Source organism: Moheibacter stercoris (assembly GCF_040545805.1).
GTDB lineage: Bacteria > Bacteroidota > Bacteroidia > Flavobacteriales > Weeksellaceae > Moheibacter > Moheibacter stercoris.
Map to the genome: position 1 here is coordinate 37,699 of NZ_JBEPMO010000009.1, position 20,879 is coordinate 58,577.

Consider the following 20,879-nt stretch of genomic DNA (forward strand, 5'->3'; position numbering starts at 1 on the left):
TCTTGAAAATCAAGGGGCTTTTTTTACACCACTCGATTCAAGGCTTTGAAAATTCTGGCGCGAGTTTGAGTCAAAATCATAATTTTTTCCAATTGTTCATTGCGAACTTCACCCGATAAATCTTCGCCATTGAGAAGTTTTGCATATTCCTTTATTTTATCTTCAATGTATAAAGTCTTGTAGCGCAATATTGTATCGGTAATGTTTTTAGAAATATGTTCTTCTTTGGGTGCGATGAAAATATTCAATTTCTTTTCCCAGTTCTCACTGATGAAATACTTTTCCATCAAGGCTTCAGAAGCAACTTGGGTTTTATTTTCGTCGAACATTTTCACGAAAAAATCACCCGTTCTCAATTCATCATTTTCATAACCCAATTTGACATCTTCCAAAATCGTTTGGTATAATTGATTTTCTAGCGAAAGTTCATTGGTATCAAATTGACGGATGATCTCCTCAATAACGGTTGTTTCATATTTTTCACCTTCATCATTTTCCAATTCAACAATCAGATTCCCAAATTGCATAATTAGACGAATGATTTCTTCTTCCACCACTTCACGCGGACGAATCGTTACCTCTTGGGTTTTGACAACTTCCAGTGGTCGATTGGGTGAATCCTGAACTGGTTTTGGAGAATTATCTTTTGACTTTCGTTGTATCGTTTGTTCCAATTCCTTGAACAAAACCTCCTCGCGAACATCCATCAACTTGGACGTTTCCTGAATGTACAATTCTCGCTGAATAACACTTGGAATCAACCCAATACTCTGAATGATATCTCTTATTAATTCTGCCTTTTTAACCGGATTATCCTTGGCTTCCTCAAGCAAAATTTTTGCTTTGAATTGAATGAAATCGGTAGCATTTTGGTTGATATACTCCAAAATTTCATCCGAATTATGTTTGCGCGCAAACGAATCCGGATCATCGCCTTCTGGGAACAACAAGACTTTCACGTTCAATTCCTGCTCCAAAATCAAATCAATTCCACGGAAAGAAGCTTTGATTCCAGCTGGATCACCATCATACAAAATCGTGACATTGGGCGTCAAACGTTTGATCAAACGAATTTGATCTGGCGTCAATGCCGTACCCGAACTCGCCACCACGTTTTCAATTCCAGCTTGATGCAAAGAAATCACATCGGTATAACCTTCCACCAACAAACATTCGTTGTTTTTCAGGATGGCTTGTTTGGCTTGGAAAACACCATAAAGAATTTTACTCTTATGATAAATTTCGGATTCTGGAGAATTGAGATATTTCGCAGCCTTAACATCACTTCGAAGAATTCGTCCACCAAATCCTAAAGTTCTTCCCGAGAAGCTATGAATTGGGAAAATTATACGCTCACGAAAACGATCGATTCCATGCTCAGTTTCCTTATAAATGGATAAACCCGAAGCTTCCAAAATATTTTTGCCATATCCCTTTTTTTCGGCAGCTTCGGTAAACGCATTTCTTTTTGCAGGCGAATAACCAAGTTCAAATTTCTCAATGGTCGCTTTTGTAAAACCACGTTCCTTGAAATAGGACAAACCGATGGATTGTCCTTCTTCGGTTTCCGTAAGCTGTTCAATAAAATATTTTTTGGCAAATTCTGAAACGATGTACAAACTTTCGCGAAATTGAGTTTCCTCTTTTTGCTGATCTGTTTGTTCACGATCTTCCTCAATCTCAATATTGTATCGTTTTGCTAACCATTTCAAGGCTTCCGGATACGTAAATTGTTCATGTTCCATCAAGAAGGTAACCACGTTTCCTCCTTTTCCAGTTGAGAAATCCTTCCAAATTTGCTTAGCAGGTGAAACCATAAAAGAAGGAGACTTTTCGTCCACAAAAGGAGAAAGCCCTTTCAAGTTGCTTCCTGCTCTTTTTAAACTGACGAAATCTCCGATTACTTCCTCTACTCTTGCAGTAGAAAAAATAGTATCTATGGTTTGACGACTTATCACGAAGTAAAAATACAATTAATTAGGAATTTTCCTTCTTTGACCCAATGAATTACCTAATGAATTTTCAGGTAAAATCCTGAATGCAAATCTTCTATCTACCAAAAAATAATCGTAATTTCATTTTCACTTTTGTTCCAAACAAAACTTAATAAATCTACCATGAGCAACTTACCTAGAAAAATCATTGCAGAAGGAGCATTCCAAAGATTTTCAAAAAATAGCGAGCATATTGAAGATGTAAAAGAAGGGATTGAAAAAACGCGTTCGGGCGAATCAACGCTTGTAGAAATTCAAAGCAATCCCGATATTTTGAAAAAAAGAATTGATCGTGAACCTATGCCAGTTGCGATGGCTGTGGAACGTATCAATGGAACTCCTAACTTTCAAGACATTTTGGTGTTGCGGAAAATTTTCAAATTGGCCGATTCAGTTGGGAAAATCGTCATCAGAACAAGTCCAAGCAAATCGGTTGGATTTGGAACGGGTTTCTTGATTGCTCCTGGTATTGTGATTACCAATCACCATGTTTTCCCCAATTCGAAATCCGTCGAGCATTCTTTTATTCAATTTAACTACGAACTAAATGATCAAGGTCTACCCAGAACGGTTAAAACCTATCATTTTGATCCCGATAAATTATTTGTCACGTCCTCTTTGGAAAAAGACGAAAAAGATCCAACATCTGGACTTGATTTTTCCATTATCGCCTTGAAAGAAAAATCCATTGAAAACGAAATACCCATCACCGAAATTCCTCATGCCACTTTGGATGAATCTTTGGGAAAAATTGTGGAAGGAGAAAATTGTGTGGTCATTCAACATCCACAAGGAGATTATAAAAAAATTGTCTTGAAAGACATCAGAATGTTGACACTCTCTGAAGACTTTTTAATCTATGAATCTGACACACTTCCAGGCTCTTCTGGCGCCATGGTCCTTGGATTGGGAACTGGGGAAGTTGTAGCATTGCATCATAGTGGTGTTCCTCGCAAAAATGAAAAAGGTGAATGGCTACGAAAAGATGGTGACATTGTCCGTGCTGGCGATCCCGATGATGCTATTGATTGGATTGGGAATGAAGGAATTCGGGTAAGTAGCATTCTGAAGACGCTTAAAGCCATGAAAGTGCCGCGAAAAATGCAGGCTTCCTTGAATAAAGTACTTCGAATAAGTACTACAATTGATGAAAAAGACGATACCAACAAGCCAAAAGAACCAACACCAGATCCTTTGATTGTCGTGGATGACCAAACGAAAATAAAACCAAATGAACCTCTTCAGCATTTGCATTTTTTCGAAATTGAATTGGCAGATAATGAATTTCTTCAACTTGATTGGAAAGAAAATTACAAGAAACTAATTCCTGAAATTGTTTCCAATGAAGCTTTATTTCCGATGTCAACCGATTCGGAACAAAGAAAATTATTCTACATCGGCATAAGATCCAATAAAAATCCATGGGAAATTGCAGCGTATTTAGAGGATTTGCCACAAATTGAAATCGCGACGCCAGATCTTCCTGTGGTAACCGATATTGCAAAAGAAAACCTGATAGGAATCCAAAATTCAGATGTTGAAAGTACCAAAAATCGATTTGCTCAATGGAATGAATCGGAATTTCTTGGTAATTGGAAAACTTCGCATTATACCAAAGATTTCATTTCCAAAAAAGATCATGAATCCATTCGAAAATGGAACCGAAAAGCTGTCAACCTTCCAGATTCTCTAGAGGAATTAAAAGATTGGAACAAAATTTCTGAACATTTATCAGAAATCAAACTTATTCAATTGGATACCGGTTATACAACTCATTCCAAAGTTTTGAATGGCTATAATTTGATAGAAGATGAGGATTTTATGGATGGAAATGATGCCAAAGACGAAATGAATGATGGTGTCTTACAATTTCCTGGACATGGCGCCCGAACGGCTAGTATTGTCATTGGCAATCAAAAATCCTCTTTTGAAAATGATGGGAATTTTGGCGTTTTGTACTCAGAAGGACCTCAACGATTTCAATTGATTCCCTATCGAATTGCACAATCTGTGGTGCTAATTGGACGTGGAAAAAACTTGGTAGATGCTGCCAATCACGCCATCAATTCGGGAGCAGACGTGATGTTTATGTGCATGGGAAGTTATCCGAGACCGATGATTTACGAAGTAGCGAAATCAGCCTATGATCGAGGTGTTATTTGGGTTTGTGCTGCTGGCAATGAAGTGGAAATGGTCGTTGCTCCTGCTCTTTATCCGGGAACTATCGCCGTTGCTGCCTTCAATCCCAATCAGCGTCCATGGAAAGGAAGCAGTTATGGAAATACTGTCGATATTGCAGCTCCAGGCGAAGATGTCTATGTACCCTTTGAAGACGAAAGTCTCAAAGAAATTATGGCCTATGGAAGCGGAACGAGTTATGCTACACCTCATGTCGCTTCGGCAGCTGTGTTATGGAAAGCCAAACATCAATCCAAATTGACGCAATACAATTATCCTTGGCAAATTGTGGAAGCTTTTCGCTATTGTTTGAAACAATCTGCCTCTAAAAACAAACCAGCACATTGGGATTCAAAAAATTATGGCGCTGGGATTTTGGACATTCAAGCCTTGTTGGACGAACCTTTGCCGAAAAAAGAAAGTTTGGAATATGCCTATGCTAACAACAAAGGAAAACCAAGTTGGGATTTAGGACTTCGCGAAGGTGTTCATTATTTATGGCAAACTTTGGTTCGAAAAATTAAACCCGGACCAGAATCCTATATGCCGGAAATGATGTTAAGTCCAAGAGCTCAAACTGCTCTTTCATCTTTGTCAACGCAACCGATTCAAACTGTTTTTGAACGAACCTCGGAAGGTTCCTTGGATTCCCCTATTTTAAAAATGTATTTTGAAAGCTACGAATAACCTTATACTAAAACGTTTACTTTATGTCTACCCAATTTTTTGATTTTCATTTTCATCCCTTATTTAAAAAATTCATCACACAATATGAAGCGCATTTTCCTACGCAAAGAAAGACGTATGAATTAGAAGCCAGAATCGAATTAAAAAATTTCATAGCAGACAAAGTGGATGATTGGTTTTTACACATCCTTCAAAGTCAATCAGCCTTGAATGATTGTGTGCGTGGTGGAACCAAATTGGGCGTAGCGGCTTTGGCAAATTTGGAATTTGGTTTTGCCGATAGTAAAGGAATGTTTGCTTCCATTTTAAAAAGCAATTTCACCAAACCCATGGATCGAAAATATTTCGACATGGTTCAAAAAGGGGAAATTTCGTATTATCGGATGATGTTGAAAGAGTTGGACTTGTATCGAGCTGTTTCTAAGCAAAATCCGGAAATACAAATGTTAACTAGAAAGAAACATCAAACTATTTACGATTCAAAAGCAAAATTGAATTTATTGGTTTCCTTGGAAGGTGCACATAATTTGTTTCGATTGAAAATTGGGCAAACCATTCAACATGATTCTGCAGCTGTATTTTCGGCGTATGACCAAAAAGATTCCTTTACCAAAAGCATGAATGAAGGCCCAAAAATTGGCATCAATCCCGTTCAAAGTCTGCAAAATTTCATGCAATTGCTTTGGGACAATGATATGGATATGTTGTATATGACCGTTACCCATTTGACCCATGTTTCGGAACAAAATTTGGCAACGCATGGATTTGGGATGAAAATGCTGAAACATCCTTCTTTTTATCCGGCTGGAAATGGATTAACTTCTTTAGGAAAAGAATTCATCAAAGCCTTGGGAGATTTGAAATTAACCAATGAAAAGGGAGAGAAAATTTCAGCTCCTGTTTTGGTAGATCTTAAACATTTGGGATTGAAATCTCGGCAAGATTTGTATCAATTCCGAAAAGACAACAAGATTGAATTACCACTGGTCGCTTCGCATATCGGTGTGACCGGATATTCCACGAACGAATGGAAGCAAGAACTCAAACCCAATTCAGCCAAAATTTACAATTACCAAGGAGTACGTTCGGTTGAAATTGAAATGGAGCGCAAATCTTGCGGAAAATGGGGTTCGTTTGTCAACCAAAATTTTAGTTTCAATCCTTGGTCGATCAATTTGATGGATGATGATATTGTCAAAGTTTTGGAAAGCAACGGACTTATTGGGGTAAGTTTGGACGTAAGAATTTTAGGGTTTCAAGCCCAAATCGGGTTGAATACAGGTGATGCAAGTGAATATATTTCCACTGCAGATTTCCAAACTCATTTTCCACATATCAATCTTCAAAATTTACCAGTAGAAAAATTAGAAACCATGGCGATTCAGGAAGAAAGTTGGCTGATTCCAACCAAGGAAGATCGTCATCCGCTATGTTTTTGTTTCAATATTATCCATATCGTAACCGTTGGTTATTTACGTGGCCCAGAGGGAATCAATCCTTGGAATCATATTTCAGTAGGATCGGATTATGATGGACTGATCGAACCGATGAAAATTTGTCACAACATTCAATCCATTGACGATTTGGAATACAATTTATTGAAATGGTTGCCAACCGCTGCCAAAGCCTATTACGATGAAAATGGCGGAGTTGAATTCCTTCAACATGAATTAAAAAATCTCACCTATTTGAAATCGATTGTCAAGAAAATTATGTACGAAAACGGAGAACGTTTTGTCAACAATTGGTTAAAAGGACAACCCGGCGCGAGCGAATAAGATTTTATCCTTGCAATAAATACAAAAGAAATACAGTCGGAATCAAATAAATCACAATGGTTTGAGCTCCCGGATAATCTTTTGCCAAACGCTGACCAAGAAATAACATCAAGAAAGTGATGGCCGATAAAATTCCGCTTATTAAAGCCCAACAGGTATTTCCACTGGTACAAAGCATGAAAATTCCAATAATTGCCGTAACACCCGAAGCAATTTCCAACAAAGTAATCAATCCCAAAGAAATAGGAACCATGTTTCTGATGGGCGTATTGGCAAAATGACCTTTCAGCCATCCTAAATTTCCTTTCCAATCCAGTATTTTGTCAATTCCAGATTGTAAGAAAACAATTGCTAATAAGACTAAAATAATACTTTCAACTAAATGTTCCATGGCTATACTTCTAAGTTTAGTCAAATTTAGGGGAATTTTCACGAAAGGCAAATTCGTTTCAAAGCAAAAAATATCGGACTCCTTTTGAGAGTCCGATGGTATGGTTAAAAAAGTTCAGAATTATTTTTTCTTGTTCTTTTTCATTGCTTCTTGTTGTTTTTGGGCTTCTTGCGCTTGTTCCATTAACTTTTGCATTTTAGAACCCCATTTGCTTGGCTTTTTAGGCTTTGCTTTGTTTTCTTGAATTTTCTCATGAATTTTCTTGTCATCGATCATCACATTTTTGATGAATAAAACAATACCAATGTTGATCACGTTCGATACCAAATAATACCAAGATAAACCAGATGCATAGCTATTCAAGAATACGAAGAAGAATACTGGCATCAAGTACATCACGTATTTCATCATACGCATATCTGGCATTCCTTCTTGTGGTGGTTGATTGAAACTATCCATAGATCCAGAAACCTTGAAGTAAATCACCATCGCAATGATATAAGACAAAGCCAAGATACTGATGTGTCCATCCATTAATGGAACCCAATCTGGTAAACTAATTGGCGAGTCATATGCCGTTAAATCTTCTGCCCAAAGGAAAGATTGTCCACGTAAATCAATGACGTTGGGGAAGAAACGGAACAAGGCATAGAAAATTGGAATTTGAATCAAGGCTGGTAAACATCCAGAAAGCGGATTTACACCTGCTTTTCGATACAGTTCCATAGTTGCTTGTTGACGCTTCATCGCGTTTTCTTGTCCTTTATGTTTTTCATTGATTTCGTTTAATTCAGGACGTAAAATACGCATCATCGCACTTTGACGATATTGTTTGTACATGATTGGGGATAAAACCAATTTCACAACAATGGTCATCAACAAAATAACCCACCCGTAATTCATTCCTGTTTTGGCTAACCATTGGAAAATGTTTAGGAAGAAATGCTTGTTGATCCATCCTAAGAATCCCCATCCAAATGGAATAATTTCGTCGAAATTTTTCCCTTCATATTTGTCTGAAGCCAATAATCGATAATCCAATGGAACAAAATCCCATTGCATTTTATAGTTCAATTCGCTACCAGAAATTGGCAAAAATGCTGCGAAATTATATTCTTTGCTGTGTTCAGGATCGATTTCATAATCAATTCCAACGGATCCACCTTTTGGGGTTTGGAAACCTTCGTCAAATGATAAGATTGTGGAAAAGAATTGTTGTTTGAATGCAATCCAATCAACGCTTTCTTTTTCTGACCATTCGTCAGCTCCAAATAATTCATATTCGACATCAGAAGTTCCTTTGAAACGGAAGTAAGTTTGAGCCCAATAGCCTTCTTGTTGTTTTCCTTTTTCGGTAGAAGAAGCTTTTAAATTCCAATCAACACCAATGTTTTTTTCAGAGGTAATGTTATGAATTCCTTGCGATTTGATTTCAAATCCAACGGTATAATCTTTCCCAATTGTATACACATACTCCAACTTCCCTTGATCAATTGGCGCGGTCATGGTTACAATGGTCACATCTCCTGTTTTCTGAACAGAAGGAGAGAAAGACAATTCAGAGGTATTGATATCTCTACCTGCTTTGTCTTTGATACGTAAATTGAATTTGTTGTTATTTTCACCGATTAGATACATCGGTTTTTTATGGTCTGCTGCATTTTTATCAAAAGCAGAAAAGTCTTTCAATAACAATTCGGAAATATATCCACCTTTTCCAGAAAACTTCACTTTGAAATGTTCGTTTTCTGTCTCAAAATCTTCTGCTTTTACAACCACAGGAGCTGTTGCAGTAGAATCAACTTGTACAGTTGGAGTTTGAGATTGCAATTGAGCAACTGCTTCTTGTGCTTCTTTTTCTTTTTGTGCTGCAAGTTGTTCTTGTCTCGCTTTTTCTTTTAATTCTTCCTCGGAAGGTTGATTAAAATACATGAAACCAAACATGAAAACTCCCATCAAAATGATGGCAATCAGCGTGTTTTTATCAAATTTTCTTTCTTGTTGCATGAATGTTTTCGTTTTGTTTATGCATAAATGCTGCTTCAATAAATTTCACAAACACAGGATGCGGATTGGCTACCGTACTTCTGTATTCTGGGTGAAATTGTACCCCTATATAAAAAGGCAAATCTTTGTATTCTAAAATTTCGACAAGTCCTGTATCTGGATTTTTCCCAACTGGCATGAATCCTTCTTTTTCAAAACTTTCTAAATATTCATTATTAAATTCGTAACGGTGTCGATGACGTTCTTCAATCAATTCTTCTCCATACATTTCAAATACTTTGGATGATGGTTCCAATTGACATTTCCAATTCCCTAAACGCATCGTTCCACCTTTGTGGGTAACATTTTTCTGACCTTCCATCAAATTAATGACTGGATGTGTCGTATGTGCATTAACTTCCGAAGAATCTGCATCTTCTAAACCTAATACATTTCTAGCAAATTCGATGGTCATAATCTGCATACCCAAACAAATACCAAAGGTTGGAATCTTGTTTCGTCTTGCATAATTTGCCGCCAAAATTTTCCCTTCGATTCCTCTATCTCCAAATCCTGGAGCGATTAAAATTCCATCAACACCCGATAATTTTGAGTCGATGTTCTCTGGTGTTAAATCACCTGAATAAACCCATCGAACTTTCACGCCTGTATCGGCTTCAGCACCTGCGTGAGTCAAGGCTTCAGAAATGGATTTATAGGAATCTTGCAAAGAAGTATATTTTCCTACTAGAGCAATTTCAATTTGATTGGACGGATTTTTATGACGCGTCAAGAAATTTTTCCAACGATCTAAATCGGGTTGGGTTTCGGTAGACAATCCCAAAGTTTCCAACACAACATCGTCAAATTTTTGCTCGTGCAACAACAAAGGAACATCGTAAATCGATTCAGCATCTACGCTTTCAATGACATGTCCTTTTTTCACATTGCAGAACAAAGCTAATTTTTCTTTGACATCTTTTGGTAAGTTATGTTCGGTACGAGTCACCAAAACGTCAGCGCGAATTCCGCTTTCCATCAATTGACGAACAGAGTGCTGCGTAGGTTTTGTTTTCAATTCCCCACTTGCTGCCAAGAATGGAACCAGAGTCAAATGAATCACCATGGATTCTTTTTCTCCTAAATCCCAAATCATTTGACGCACACTTTCAATATATGGTAAGGATTCAATATCACCTACAGTTCCACCAATTTCGGTGATGATGATATCGTATTTGCCTGAACTACCAAGAAGTTTGATTCGTCTTTTGATTTCGTTCGTAACGTGAGGTACAATCTGAACGGTTTTCCCTAAATAATCACCTCTTCTCTCCTTTTCAATAACCGTTTGGTAGATTCTACCCGTTGTAACATTATTGGCTTGAGAAGTAGCACGATTTAAGAAACGTTCGTAGTGACCTAAATCCAAATCGGTTTCCGCACCATCTTCCGTCACATAACATTCGCCATGTTCATACGGATTTAAGGTTCCTGGATCGACATTTAAATAAGGGTCAAACTTTTGAATGGTGACTGAATACCCTCTTGCCTGCAATAACATACCAAGCGAAGAAGCGACAATACCTTTACCAAGTGAAGATGTTACACCACCTGTAACGAAGATAAATTTTGGTGAATTTGATTTCATTGAGATTATTAATTCAATGGCTGCAAAATTACGACAAATTATTGAGTTTTAGTTGGCGAAATTGGAATAAGAATAAAACATGAGTGAAATCAGGAAACTTAGAAGCAATTTGGAATTAATTTGAAAATTCAAATTCAAAATTTAGTTGGAAATAGAGAGGAAACACAAATAGAAAAATACCTTTTGAAGAAGAAAATGTAAGGCACAAAAAAAGGCAAGCTTACTACATCACACCGCTACGACCGGATACCCTTGCTGTGTTCCCACCCTGGGGGATTGACCAGGAGCTGGTTGTGTAGGACTTGCCCGGCGCAAAGGTACAATATTTTTAGAATCTCAAAAATTTAAAACAGCTTTCTGTTATGAAAAAAATCAGCTTATTGGAAAACCTATGTTCATCCCATTGATTTCCTTTAACTTTGCTCCTATGTTAAAATTTGTCATTTACGCAATTCTATCAGGGCTTATTCTGGCATTGGGTTGGCCTACACATGGATTTCCTTTATTATTGTTTTTTGGATTGGTGCCTTTATTGTTTGCCGAGAACAAAATTGTCCAAATGGAAAATCTTAAAAGGAAAGGATGGAAAATCTTTGGTATTTCCTATTTGACATTTTTCGTTTGGAATGCCATAGGGATTTGGTGGCTGCATTATGCCCAAGAAGTAAATAGTAACGGAGAATTACAGAACTCTTGGATTTCGTATTTGTTCCCCGTTATTGCTAATTCCCTTTTAATGTCTATTGTTTTCCAATTGTACCATTGGGTGAAAAAGAAAGCAGGATATACCTATGGACTTCCTTTTCTTCCTGCAATTTGGATGAGTTTTGAGAAATTTCATTTGAATTGGGAAATGACATGGCCTTGGTTCAATTTTGGAAACGGATTTGCCAATTATCCAAAATGGATACAATGGTACGAATACACTGGAACCTTTGGCGGAACACTTTGGATTTTGGTTGGAAACCTAATTATTTTCTACTTTTTATATGCCTATATTAATTTAAAGGAGAAAAAATACCTTCGAAAATTAATCCTATATAGTGTTTTATGGATTGGCGTTCCGATTGGGATTTCTTATGCCATTTATTATTCCTACGAAGAAAAAGGAGAGGAAATCACTGCCTTGGCTTTACAACCAAAATTGGATCCATATACCGAAAAGTATTCCAAAGAATCTGTTCAAATTGTCCACGAATTAATTGAATTAGCGCATACCAAATTAACGCCTGAAGTTCAATTTGTGGTAGCTCCCGAAACAGCCTTCCCAGGATCTGGACCAGGATTGAACATCGATAAATTGGAAGAAGATTATTTAATTCAAAACATCAGAAGAGGCTTTTCAGCATTTCCAAACACAACGTTTGTATCAGGTGTTGAATTGATGCGTTTTTATCCGTACGAGAAATTCGCTACCAAAACTGCTTCGAAATACGGTAGATCAGATGTTTGGTATGATGTGATGAATTCGGGCATTCAATTGAATACGCAAGATCCTATTCAATATTACCACAAATCGAAATTGGTTGTTGGTGTAGAACATTTCCCTTATATGTCAGTATTGAAGCCTTTGATGGGTGATATCATGTTGAATTTTGGAGGAACCGTTCGAACGCATTTGACGCAAGAAGATCGTACGGTGTTTAAAAATTCTTTTAATAATGCGGTAATTGCTCCGATTATTTGTTATGAATCTGTCTATGGTGAATTCGTAACGGGATATGTCAAAAATGGAGCGAATGTTTTGTTCATCATGACCAATGACTCTTGGTGGGGAAATTCAGATGGTCATCGCGAATTATTAGCATTTGGAAACGTTCGAGCCATTGAAACTCGAAGAGATATTGTTCGTGCAGCGAATTCGGGAGTTTCCGCTTTTATTAATCAAAAAGGCGAAATCACTTCCAACCTTCCCTACGAAACCAAAGGAGCCTTGTTAGGTAAAGCAAAATTGAATAATGAACTTACTTTTTACAGCCAACATGGTGATTATTTAGCGAGAATCGGCTTATTGATTGCCGGAATTCTTTTGGGGTATGTCATTTCATTGGAAATTTTGCAATTTCTCAAAAAGAAAAAGATTAGAAAATAATATTAACAAAAACTGCAAATAATAGGAATAGTTTTGCCTAATTTTGAATAGGAATTTGAAGTATTTCTGAGAAGAATAAAAATTCTACAAAAAAATAGAGGTAAACTTTTGTTTTTCTAAAAATTAAATTCCTATCTTTGCAGACCGAAAAAATCAGGAACAAATGTCGAAAGTTTGTCAAATCACAGGAAAGAAAAGAATGGTGGGAAACAATGTTTCTCATGCTAACAATAAAACAAAACGCACATTTGATGTGAATTTGTTTAAAAAGAAGTTTTTTATGCCAGAAACTGGTGAGTGGATTACTTTGAAAGTTTCTGCTCGTGGGCTTAAAACCATCAATAAAATTGGTGTTGAAGAAGCAGTTAAACGTGGTCGTAAAAACGGATTAATCGATTAATATCATTCATCATGGCAAAGAAAGGAAATAGAGTACAAGTAATTTTGGAATGTACCGAGCACAAAGAAAGCGGAATGCCGGGAATGTCTCGATACATCACGACTAAGAATAAGAAAAATACTCCAGACAGAATTGAATTGAAAAAATTCAACCCTGTATTGAGAAGATATACGTTACACAAAGAAATCAAATAATAGCGAACCATGGCAAAGAAGACCGTAGCAACCTTGCAAACAGGTGCATCTAAGAAAATGACTAAGGCTATCAAAATGGTTAAGTCACCGAAAACTGGCGCATATATTTTTGAAGAAAAAATTGTGAACGCTGACGATGTAGAAAGCTTTTTCAAATAAGTCTTAGATTTAAGATAAATTTGTAAAATAATTTTAAAGGTTTTAAGGTCGCTAATAGTGGCCTTTTTTTATTGGAACAAATCGTATCTTTACGAGCAAAATAAATTGTTGTGAGCTGGTTTAAAAAAATTTTAGGAAAAGAAAGTAAAGAAAAACTAGATGAAGGTCTAGAAAAGTCAAAACAATCCTTTTTCGACAAATTAAGTCGTTCTGTCGCTGGAAAGTCCAAAGTTGACGATGATGTATTGGACAATTTGGAAGAAGTATTGATCACTTCAGATGTTGGAGTTGAAACTACTTTGAAAATCATCAAACGTATTGAAGAACGAGTAGCGCGAGATAAATATTTAAACACAAGCGAACTCAACGTTATTCTTCGTGAAGAAATTGCTGGTTTATTGTCTGAAAACAATACCCAATCTCAAAGAGGATATGAAATTCCTGCCATGGACGAACCTTATGTCATCATGGTTGTAGGAGTCAATGGTGTTGGAAAGACAACGACTATTGGAAAATTGGCCAATCAATTCAAATTAAACGGAAAAAAAGTAGTTCTTGGTGCTGCAGACACCTTCCGCGCAGCAGCTGTTGATCAATTGGTCATTTGGTCAGAAAGAGTGGGCGTTCCTATTGTGAAACAAGCCATGGGTTCAGATCCTGCCTCTGTTGCATTTGACACTTTACAATCTGCCAAAGCTCAAGGTGCAGATGTTGTCATTATCGATACCGCTGGTCGTTTGCATAATAAAATCAATTTGATGAACGAATTGTCCAAAATCAAACGTGTTATGCAAAAGGTTTCTCCCAATGCTCCTCACGAAGTATTATTGGTTTTAGATGGTTCCACGGGTCAAAATGCATTTGAACAAGCCAAACAATTCACTCAAGCTACAGAAGTTTCTTCTCTTGCTGTGACCAAATTAGATGGTACAGCAAAAGGAGGTGTAGTCATTGGAATTTCAGATCAATTTCAAATTCCGGTGAAATACATTGGAGTTGGTGAAGGAATCAACGATCTTCAAGCATTTGATAAATTTGAATTTGTCGATAGTTTCTTTAGTAAATAAACACTTCCCATAAAAGTTCATTAGAAGTTATACACCCAAATTAGGACTTGTAATATTGGGTGCTTCATTTTCTGCATCTAGTTTTAGAGCATAAAAAAATCCTTCCAATATAAGGGGCTATGGAAGGATTTAGATAGGTCTAAAATTAGCATCTAATTTTTCTTACAACTAAACACACAGTTTATAAGAATCACCTATACATTTAAATTAAATCTCTTGCTACAAAGATAGGATGACCTTCCTAAAAATTTATAAGGGTATTTCCTGAAAAAAAACAGGAAAAATCCTGTATAAAAATCCCTTCCATGTGGAAAGGATTTTTTATAGAAAGTCAAATAGAGAGGTAATGATTTTTATTTTTTAATTAACTTAATGGATTCAGTTCCTTTATCTGTTTTGACTTGAGCTAAATAAACTCCAGGAGACAAACTACTTACGGATAATGAAACGGATTTTTCATCAAAGGAATTTTCTAACAGAATTTGACCTGCCATATTCATTATTTTCACTTCTTGAATCAATTGATCTGAAGTCAAAGTCACCAAATCTTTCATTGGGTTTGGAAATGATTTTAAACTATTCTGGCTATTCACATCTTCAACCGACATCGACTCATCCAAAACAAAAACATCAAATACATTTCCCAAAGGAATATCTGCACTATCCTCACTGCAAATGACCCATTTGACAATAGTCGGATTAAAATAAAGATAAGTGACATGGTCTAAATAGTCTCCATCCCACATATGCGAATACACCAATTTTGCATTGGGATTATTGTTTAATAAGGGATGGTCCAATCGTACACAGTCAAATGGAGTATTGATTGCGTCACTCTTTATACGGAAAGTTTGAATACCTGATTCTCCAGCAACAGCTACATGATAGGTACTTGGGTGAATAAAAGCTGTTAAATCCTCAAAAAACACGCCTCGGTTGGAACCGCCATAATTGAATAGACCAATGTTTTTATTGATTCTCTCGTTAACAAAGACATGGGTAACAACTGCATTTCTATTTGGCTGATTATCTAATAATGGATTCGTAATAATAGAGGCTGCATTGATTACATTGGTACTAGTTGCAAGATGTTGAATAGAATAATTGGAATCTGGTACATAGACCATATATTTTGCATCTTGAGTATGTACACTACTATCCTCATTATAAATCAACCATCTTCCAGCGGCCGCATCATAATATACACCAGATATTTTGTTGTTTACTACTCCATTCCAAACATGTGAAACAATAGGTCGAGCATTTGGGTTATTATTTAACAAAGGATGATCCATTATAGTTCCATCACCACCTGACGAATTAACAGGATCTGATGTATGAATGAAGATTTTCCCATCATTTCCACCTTCTGTATTATAAGTTACAGTTTGATTATGGTTAAATTGAAATTGGGAACGATCACTCTGGGCATGTAAGCTGATTACACAAAAAGCTAGTAAGGTTGTAAATATTGTTTTCATTGTAATAATATTAATTTGAAAACAAAATTATCATGCGAACTCCATCTCTATTCCTAGAAATTCACCAACTGCGAAATCTAATTGATCAATGGTAAATGGACATAAAAAAAGGAGCAATTTCTTGCTCCTTCTTTCTTATTATAATCCTTGCTTTAATTTTCTTTTCTCCAATCCAATCGGAAATCACAATCGTCGTTTTCGCTATGAATTTTCACAAATGTGTCGCTAATTTGTTCACCAACCCATTTCATCACCGTTTCTTGACGTTTCGTATTGATCGTCAAATTTTTCAAACGTGCATAATCTGTTTCCAAATTAATTTTGTGCGCAGGGATGGTTTGATTCAATTTCACAAATCGTAAAACTGGTTGACGATTGAATTCATCTTCAAAAGGTTCTGAAATTCCTCCATCTTCCATTCCAGCAATAGCCATAAGCAATTTGGTTGGCAATTTGGAACGATCCATTCTATCTTCTCCTGTGTTGTCGTCTGATAAAACTCCAGCGTTGTATTTCGTATATTTATCTACCGAATATTTCAAAGCTGCTTCTTTGAACGTCAATTCTCCTTTGTCAATATCTTGGATAATCTTCTGAATTTTCTCTTTGGTTACGGCAATTTCTTCTGGCGTTGGTTTCAATTGAATTAAGATATGACGGATGTCCAATTCTTGTCCTCTTCTTTTTTCCAACATCGCAATATGGTACCCAAAATCTGTTTTGAATGGTTCGGAAACTTCCCCTTCTTGCAAATTGAACACAACCGCATCAAATTCTGGAACCATTTGACCTCTTTTTACATTTTTGATCAAACCTCCGTTGGAAGCCGATCCCGGATCATTGGAATACAAAATCGCTTTGGTTGAAAAACTAGCTCCATCCAAAACTTCTTGTCTGTATTGCGACAATTGATCAATTACATTTTGTTCATTTTCTGGAAATATCTCTGGATAGACAACAATATGACTCAAGCTAACTTCTTCAGGAATGTCTGGCAATTCATCTTTGTATTGGTTGTAAAAATTACGAACCTCTTCTGGTGTCGCATCCAATCCTTTGGTAATTAAATTTTGTTTTTCGTTGGCATAGGCTTGATCCTTGATAATTCCACGAAGTTCCAACTTCATTTCAGCCATCGTATTCATCCCAAAGTAAGCCAAGATTTCTTGTTCACTTCCTTGCGTTAAGAAATGTTGAATTCTCGCATCTACCTGACGGTCAACTTGATCGTTGGTAATATTAATCAAGGTATCTTCTTTTGCTTTTGATAAAAGTAGCTTCTCAATTAAAATATTCTCCAAGAATTCGCATTGGTTTTCTACTTGATACCCTTGCATTTTGGCCTGAATATAATCTCGTTCGATGTCAGAATTTAAAATAATTTCGTCTCCAACAACGGCTGCAACACCATCAAGTTTAAGTTGATTCATCGGATTATTAGCCTTTTGAGCAAATCCTTCCAGAGAAATCAAACTCAGGATAAGTGTTAAAAAATATGCTTTAATTTTCATTGATCTTAATTTCATTTTTATTGATAGCTTCTTTATATAATTGATTCTGCAATTCGCTGAGCAAATTTAACTTTCTTTTGTTTAGTAAAAGATTTTTTATGGTAGGTTTAACAAATTCGTAAGGAGCCGTACTTCCTTTTGGCTTTAGATTAAGAATTTTGATCAATGTAACCGTATTTTCATCGGATATTTTGACCTTTCTTCGAGAAATTAGTTGACTCAATTGATCATTTTGGTTCAATTCTGGAAATTGCGCGGCAATGTATTCAGGAGAATACCAAATGCTATCCTTATCATGATAAGCATTTCCGGCTTGCAAAACCATTTTCATCACCTCATCAAAATCTTCATCTTTGCTAGAATTGAACAATCTTTCTGCCTGATTTTCTTCTGATTTATCCACCGTAATGGCACGAAATTGAACAACTTCTTTCACCAAAGGAAAACTGTCCTTGTGCTTCTCGTAGTATTGAAACAATTCTTCATCGGTGACCGAATCCTTGATATTTTTCTCAATCAGGTAATTATTATAGGCATTGATCAATAAATCCTGACGATACTCTACGATTTTATTTTCAATTTCTTTCAAGGTTAATTCATCGATGTTTTCTTCTGCTTTGTCGACAATGGCTTTTTTCTTTACCCATTCCTCGATATAGGTTTTGACCCAATTGACACTATCTTCTTTTGTATAATCTTTGGGAAGAATCAATTTCAAATCACGATCGGTAAGAAAATGTTCTCCATATTGAACAACAATTTTCTCATTTTCGGCTTTTTGTTTGGAGAAATTGAATTTGCCTTTGCAACTCAAAAACAAAATCGGACTAACCAAAATGAGAAGAGATATATACGTAAACTTCATTGTATCTAAACGCAAAATAGGAGATTTCATTATTTAACCTAAAATTCTCATCGCAGAATTATAAGCCGATTCAAAAGCGAAAAGGTTCAAACCATGATCGGCATTGACACTTTCTGCATAGGTTATTAGTTTTTCGGTTGGCATATTTCCCACCATTTCACTTTTGGCCATAGGACAACCACCAAATCCCTTGATTGCTCCATCAAATTTACGACAACCATTCTGGTAAGCGGCATCTACTTTGGTAAACCATTCCAAATATTCAGTATGAAAATGTGCGCCAAATTCAATTTCCGGATATTTCGGCACCAAAGTTTTGAATAATTCTTCGACATCTTCTTTATGAGCCACCGAAGTGGTATCGGACAAATTGATCATTTTAATTCCAATATCAGAAAAACGAGCTGCCCATTCTTTCACCAAGTTAACATTCCATTCTTCCTGATATGGATTTCCAAACGCCATTGAAAAGTACAAAAGCAATTCTTTGCTTGTTCCTTCCAATAAATTCACAATATTTTGAACCGATTGAAAGGCCTCTTCCCTACTTTTATTGGTGTTGTCAAATTGGAATTGTTCCGAAATAGAAAAAGGAAATCCTAAAAAATCTACATTTTCATGCAACAAAGCTCTTTCTGCTCCTCCTTCACTTGCCACAATGACCGATAATTTGGATTCTGTTTGGACAGTTTTCACTGCCTGCAAAACTTCATTTGTGTCAGCCATTTGAGGAATAATTTTGGGCGAAACAAAACTACCACAGTCAATTGTATCAAATCCAACTTTCATTAATTTGGTTAAATGATCAATTTTATCTTCAGTTTTGATGAAATCATGAATGCCTTGCATCGCATCGCGCGGACAATCCACAATTTTAATTTTTTCGCTCATTTCGTAACAATTAGAAATTTTCAAGTACGAATAACGGAAAAATCTCGCAAATACGAAACTGCTAACAAGTTTTGTAAGCAAAAAGATTGTAATTTTACGCAGTATTAATCAATAAAATTCAATTGTTTGATGCTTCAGATGAAGTGATTTGAATGTATCCAATTGAAATCTCAATTAGTAAAAAATTAAAAGATTATAAAATGGACAAAATTTGGAGTGAAAAACTGAAGAATCGATTTTTAAAATATGTAAGTTTTTATTCAGAAAGTATACCTTTCGTTGATGCATTTCCAAGTTCAGAAAGGCAGTGGGACATTGCAAAATATCTATTTGAAGAATTGAAATCAATCGGTTTAGAAGATGTTTCGATTGATGACAATGCCTATGTTATGGGATATTTACCCTCCAATATTGACAAAGAAGTCCCAACCATTGGATTCATTTCGCACTTTGATACATCACCAGATTATTCAGGAGAAAATGTAAAACCTCAAATCATTGAAAATTATGATGGAGGAGAAATCCTTTTAAACGAGGCGTTGAAAATGAAATTAAATCCGGAAGAATTTCCAGAATTAAAACAATACAAAGGTCAAACCATCATTACCACAGACGGAACGACCCTTTTGGGAGCTGACGATAAAGCAGGTGTTGCTGAAATTGTTACTGCGATGGAATATTTGGTTGCGCATCCTGAAATCAAGCATGGCCGCATCGCGGTTGGATTTACACCAGACGAAGAAGTAGGTCGTGGTGCTGATTTCTTTGACGTAGAAAAATTTGGTGCAGAATGGGCGTATACAATGGATGGTAGCGAAATTGGTGAATTGGAATATGAAAATTTCAACGCTGCTTATGCGCACATCACCTTCAAAGGAAAAAGTGTTCACCCTGGATATGCCAAAAACCAAATGGTCAATGCGATTTCAATGGCAAGACAATTTGCAGATCAATTGCCAAACGATGAAGTTCCAGAATTGACAACTGGCCGTGAAGGTTTCTTCCATTTGAATGATTTCGAAGGAAATGTTTCGGAAACAACCATTAAATACATCATTCGTGATCACGATATGACGCAATTTGAAGCAAGAAAAGCTTTGATTCAAGAAATTGTTGCAGAAATGAGTGAAGAATTCGGAGAGGATAATGTTATTTTGGATATGAAAGACCAATATTACAACATGGTCGAAAAAGTTCAAGAGAAATTCCAATCAGTTGAAATTGCTGAACAAGCATTAAAAGATGTAGGAATTACGCCAAACATCAAACCAATTCGTGGAGGAACAGATGGATCAAGATTGAGCTTTATGGGATTGCCTTGCCCGAACATTTTTGCGGGTGGACATAATTTTCATGGACCTTACGAATATGTTCCATTGCAATCCATGGAAAAAGCGGTTGAAGTAATTGTACGAATTGGAGAATTGGTTGCTGAAAAATAACAGAATTCTTTTAATTTGAAACTCAATAGTTCCTGAAAGATTTATTAAAAATCTTTCAGGATCTTTTTATTTATGCGGGATTGGAACAATCTTTGTCTAGTCAAAACAAAATTTA

Annotated in this window: 16 protein-coding genes and 1 other RNA gene; 8 read left to right on the forward strand and 9 right to left on the reverse strand. The window is 36.2% G+C overall.

Annotation, left to right across the window (positions count from 1 at the left end):
• Nucleotides 1–23: 23 nt before the first annotated feature.
• Nucleotides 24–1,958 (reverse strand): DNA primase, encoded by a 1,935-nt coding sequence (gene dnaG, locus ABID46_RS08625; RefSeq protein ID WP_354509243.1) that lies wholly within the window; start codon nucleotides 1,956–1,958, stop codon nucleotides 24–26.
• Between the two features lie 159 nt (nucleotides 1,959–2,117).
• Here dnaG and ABID46_RS08630 point away from each other — a divergent pair, with 159 nt between their 5' ends.
• Both ABID46_RS08630 and ABID46_RS08635 read left to right on the forward strand, forming a co-directional pair.
• A complete protein-coding gene (locus ABID46_RS08630; protein WP_354509093.1) occupies nucleotides 2,118–4,859 on the forward strand; it encodes a S8 family serine peptidase in 2,742 nt (913 codons plus the stop codon).
• Nucleotides 4,860–4,882: 23 nt separating this feature from the next.
• A complete protein-coding gene (locus ABID46_RS08635; RefSeq protein WP_354509095.1) occupies nucleotides 4,883–6,637 on the forward strand; it encodes an amidohydrolase family protein in 1,755 nt (584 codons plus the stop codon).
• A 4-nt stretch (nucleotides 6,638–6,641) separates the two neighbouring features.
• Here ABID46_RS08635 and ABID46_RS08640 read toward each other — a convergent pair whose 3' ends face one another.
• The 4 genes from ABID46_RS08640 to ffs all read right to left on the reverse strand — a co-directional run bounded on the left by ABID46_RS08640 (nucleotide 6,642) and on the right by ffs (nucleotide 10,970).
• On the reverse strand, nucleotides 6,642–7,028 hold the full coding sequence (locus ABID46_RS08640; protein ID WP_354509097.1) for a DoxX family protein: 387 nt from the start codon (nucleotides 7,026–7,028) through the stop codon (nucleotides 6,642–6,644).
• A 120-nt stretch (nucleotides 7,029–7,148) separates the two neighbouring features.
• Nucleotides 7,149–9,035 (reverse strand): membrane protein insertase YidC, encoded by a 1,887-nt coding sequence (gene yidC / locus ABID46_RS08645; RefSeq protein WP_354509099.1) that lies wholly within the window; start codon nucleotides 9,033–9,035, stop codon nucleotides 7,149–7,151.
• Nucleotides 9,013–10,662, reverse strand: a complete 1,650-nt coding sequence (gene pyrG, locus ABID46_RS08650) for a CTP synthase (protein WP_354509101.1) — start codon at nucleotides 10,660–10,662, stop codon at nucleotides 9,013–9,015. The genes yidC and pyrG overlap by 23 nt, the downstream gene beginning before the upstream one ends.
• Nucleotides 10,663–10,871: 209 nt before the next feature.
• An RNA gene (gene ffs / locus ABID46_RS08655) (signal recognition particle sRNA small type) lies at nucleotides 10,872–10,970 on the reverse strand.
• Between the two features lie 119 nt (nucleotides 10,971–11,089).
• On the opposite strand from ffs, the gene lnt reads away from it, so the two are divergent.
• The 5 genes from lnt to ftsY all read left to right on the forward strand — a co-directional run bounded on the left by lnt (nucleotide 11,090) and on the right by ftsY (nucleotide 14,574).
• Nucleotides 11,090–12,754: an apolipoprotein N-acyltransferase gene (lnt, locus tag ABID46_RS08660; RefSeq protein ID WP_354509103.1), complete on the forward strand. Its 1,665-nt coding sequence runs from the start codon at nucleotides 11,090–11,092 to the stop codon at nucleotides 12,752–12,754.
• Between the two features lie 163 nt (nucleotides 12,755–12,917).
• A complete protein-coding gene (gene rpmB, locus ABID46_RS08665; protein WP_354509105.1) occupies nucleotides 12,918–13,154 on the forward strand; it encodes a 50S ribosomal protein L28 in 237 nt (78 codons plus the stop codon).
• 11 nt (nucleotides 13,155–13,165) lie between these two features.
• Nucleotides 13,166–13,348, forward strand: a complete 183-nt coding sequence (gene rpmG, locus ABID46_RS08670) for a 50S ribosomal protein L33 (RefSeq protein WP_354509107.1) — start codon at nucleotides 13,166–13,168, stop codon at nucleotides 13,346–13,348.
• A gap of 9 nt (nucleotides 13,349–13,357) precedes the next feature.
• Nucleotides 13,358–13,507 carry a DUF4295 domain-containing protein gene (locus ABID46_RS08675; RefSeq protein WP_354509109.1) on the forward strand — a complete coding sequence of 50 codons (150 nt, stop codon included), beginning with the start codon at nucleotides 13,358–13,360 and terminating at the stop codon, nucleotides 13,505–13,507.
• A gap of 110 nt (nucleotides 13,508–13,617) precedes the next feature.
• A complete protein-coding gene (ftsY, locus tag ABID46_RS08680) occupies nucleotides 13,618–14,574 on the forward strand; it encodes a signal recognition particle-docking protein FtsY (protein ID WP_354509111.1) in 957 nt (318 codons plus the stop codon).
• 353 nt (nucleotides 14,575–14,927) lie between these two features.
• On the opposite strand, the gene ABID46_RS08685 is transcribed toward ftsY, so the two are convergent.
• From ABID46_RS08685 to ABID46_RS08700, 4 genes are all read right to left on the reverse strand, one after another.
• Nucleotides 14,928–16,055: a T9SS type A sorting domain-containing protein gene (locus ABID46_RS08685; protein ID WP_354509113.1), complete on the reverse strand. Its 1,128-nt coding sequence runs from the start codon at nucleotides 16,053–16,055 to the stop codon at nucleotides 14,928–14,930.
• Between the two features lie 152 nt (nucleotides 16,056–16,207).
• A complete protein-coding gene (locus ABID46_RS08690; protein WP_354509115.1) occupies nucleotides 16,208–17,566 on the reverse strand; it encodes a peptidylprolyl isomerase in 1,359 nt (452 codons plus the stop codon).
• A complete protein-coding gene (locus ABID46_RS08695; protein ID WP_354509117.1) occupies nucleotides 17,556–18,461 on the reverse strand; it encodes a peptidylprolyl isomerase in 906 nt (301 codons plus the stop codon). The genes ABID46_RS08690 and ABID46_RS08695 overlap by 11 nt, the downstream gene beginning before the upstream one ends.
• 3 nt (nucleotides 18,462–18,464) lie before the next feature.
• Complete coding sequence (locus ABID46_RS08700) at nucleotides 18,465–19,322, reverse strand: hydroxymethylglutaryl-CoA lyase-like TIM-barrel protein (protein WP_354509119.1); 858 nt, start codon at nucleotides 19,320–19,322, stop codon at nucleotides 18,465–18,467.
• A gap of 200 nt (nucleotides 19,323–19,522) precedes the next feature.
• On the opposite strand from ABID46_RS08700, the gene pepT reads away from it, so the two are divergent.
• Nucleotides 19,523–20,764 carry a peptidase T gene (pepT, locus tag ABID46_RS08705; protein WP_354509121.1) on the forward strand — a complete coding sequence of 414 codons (1,242 nt, stop codon included), beginning with the start codon at nucleotides 19,523–19,525 and terminating at the stop codon, nucleotides 20,762–20,764.
• Nucleotides 20,765–20,879 lie beyond the last annotated feature (115 nt).

Coding starts and splice junctions, on each gene's coding strand:
- ABID46_RS08630 (WP_354509093.1), top strand. CDS start 2,118: ATGAGCAACTTACCTAGAAAAATCATTGCAGAAGGAGCATTCCAAAGA.
- ABID46_RS08635 (WP_354509095.1), top strand. CDS start 4,883: ATGTCTACCCAATTTTTTGATTTTCATTTTCATCCCTTATTTAAAAAA.
- ABID46_RS08640 (WP_354509097.1), bottom strand. CDS start 7,028: ATGGAACATTTAGTTGAAAGTATTATTTTAGTCTTATTAGCAATTGTT.
- yidC (WP_354509099.1), bottom strand. CDS start 9,035: ATGCAACAAGAAAGAAAATTTGATAAAAACACGCTGATTGCCATCATT.
- pyrG (WP_354509101.1), bottom strand. CDS start 10,662: ATGAAATCAAATTCACCAAAATTTATCTTCGTTACAGGTGGTGTAACA.
- lnt (WP_354509103.1), top strand. CDS start 11,090: ATGTTAAAATTTGTCATTTACGCAATTCTATCAGGGCTTATTCTGGCA.
- rpmB (WP_354509105.1), top strand. CDS start 12,918: ATGTCGAAAGTTTGTCAAATCACAGGAAAGAAAAGAATGGTGGGAAAC.
- rpmG (WP_354509107.1), top strand. CDS start 13,166: ATGGCAAAGAAAGGAAATAGAGTACAAGTAATTTTGGAATGTACCGAG.
- ABID46_RS08675 (WP_354509109.1), top strand. CDS start 13,358: ATGGCAAAGAAGACCGTAGCAACCTTGCAAACAGGTGCATCTAAGAAA.
- ABID46_RS08685 (WP_354509113.1), bottom strand. CDS start 16,055: ATGAAAACAATATTTACAACCTTACTAGCTTTTTGTGTAATCAGCTTA.
- ABID46_RS08690 (WP_354509115.1), bottom strand. CDS start 17,566: ATGAAAATTAAAGCATATTTTTTAACACTTATCCTGAGTTTGATTTCT.
- ABID46_RS08695 (WP_354509117.1), bottom strand. CDS start 18,461: ATGAAATCTCCTATTTTGCGTTTAGATACAATGAAGTTTACGTATATA.
- ABID46_RS08700 (WP_354509119.1), bottom strand. CDS start 19,322: ATGAGCGAAAAAATTAAAATTGTGGATTGTCCGCGCGATGCGATGCAA.
- pepT (WP_354509121.1), top strand. CDS start 19,523: ATGGACAAAATTTGGAGTGAAAAACTGAAGAATCGATTTTTAAAATAT.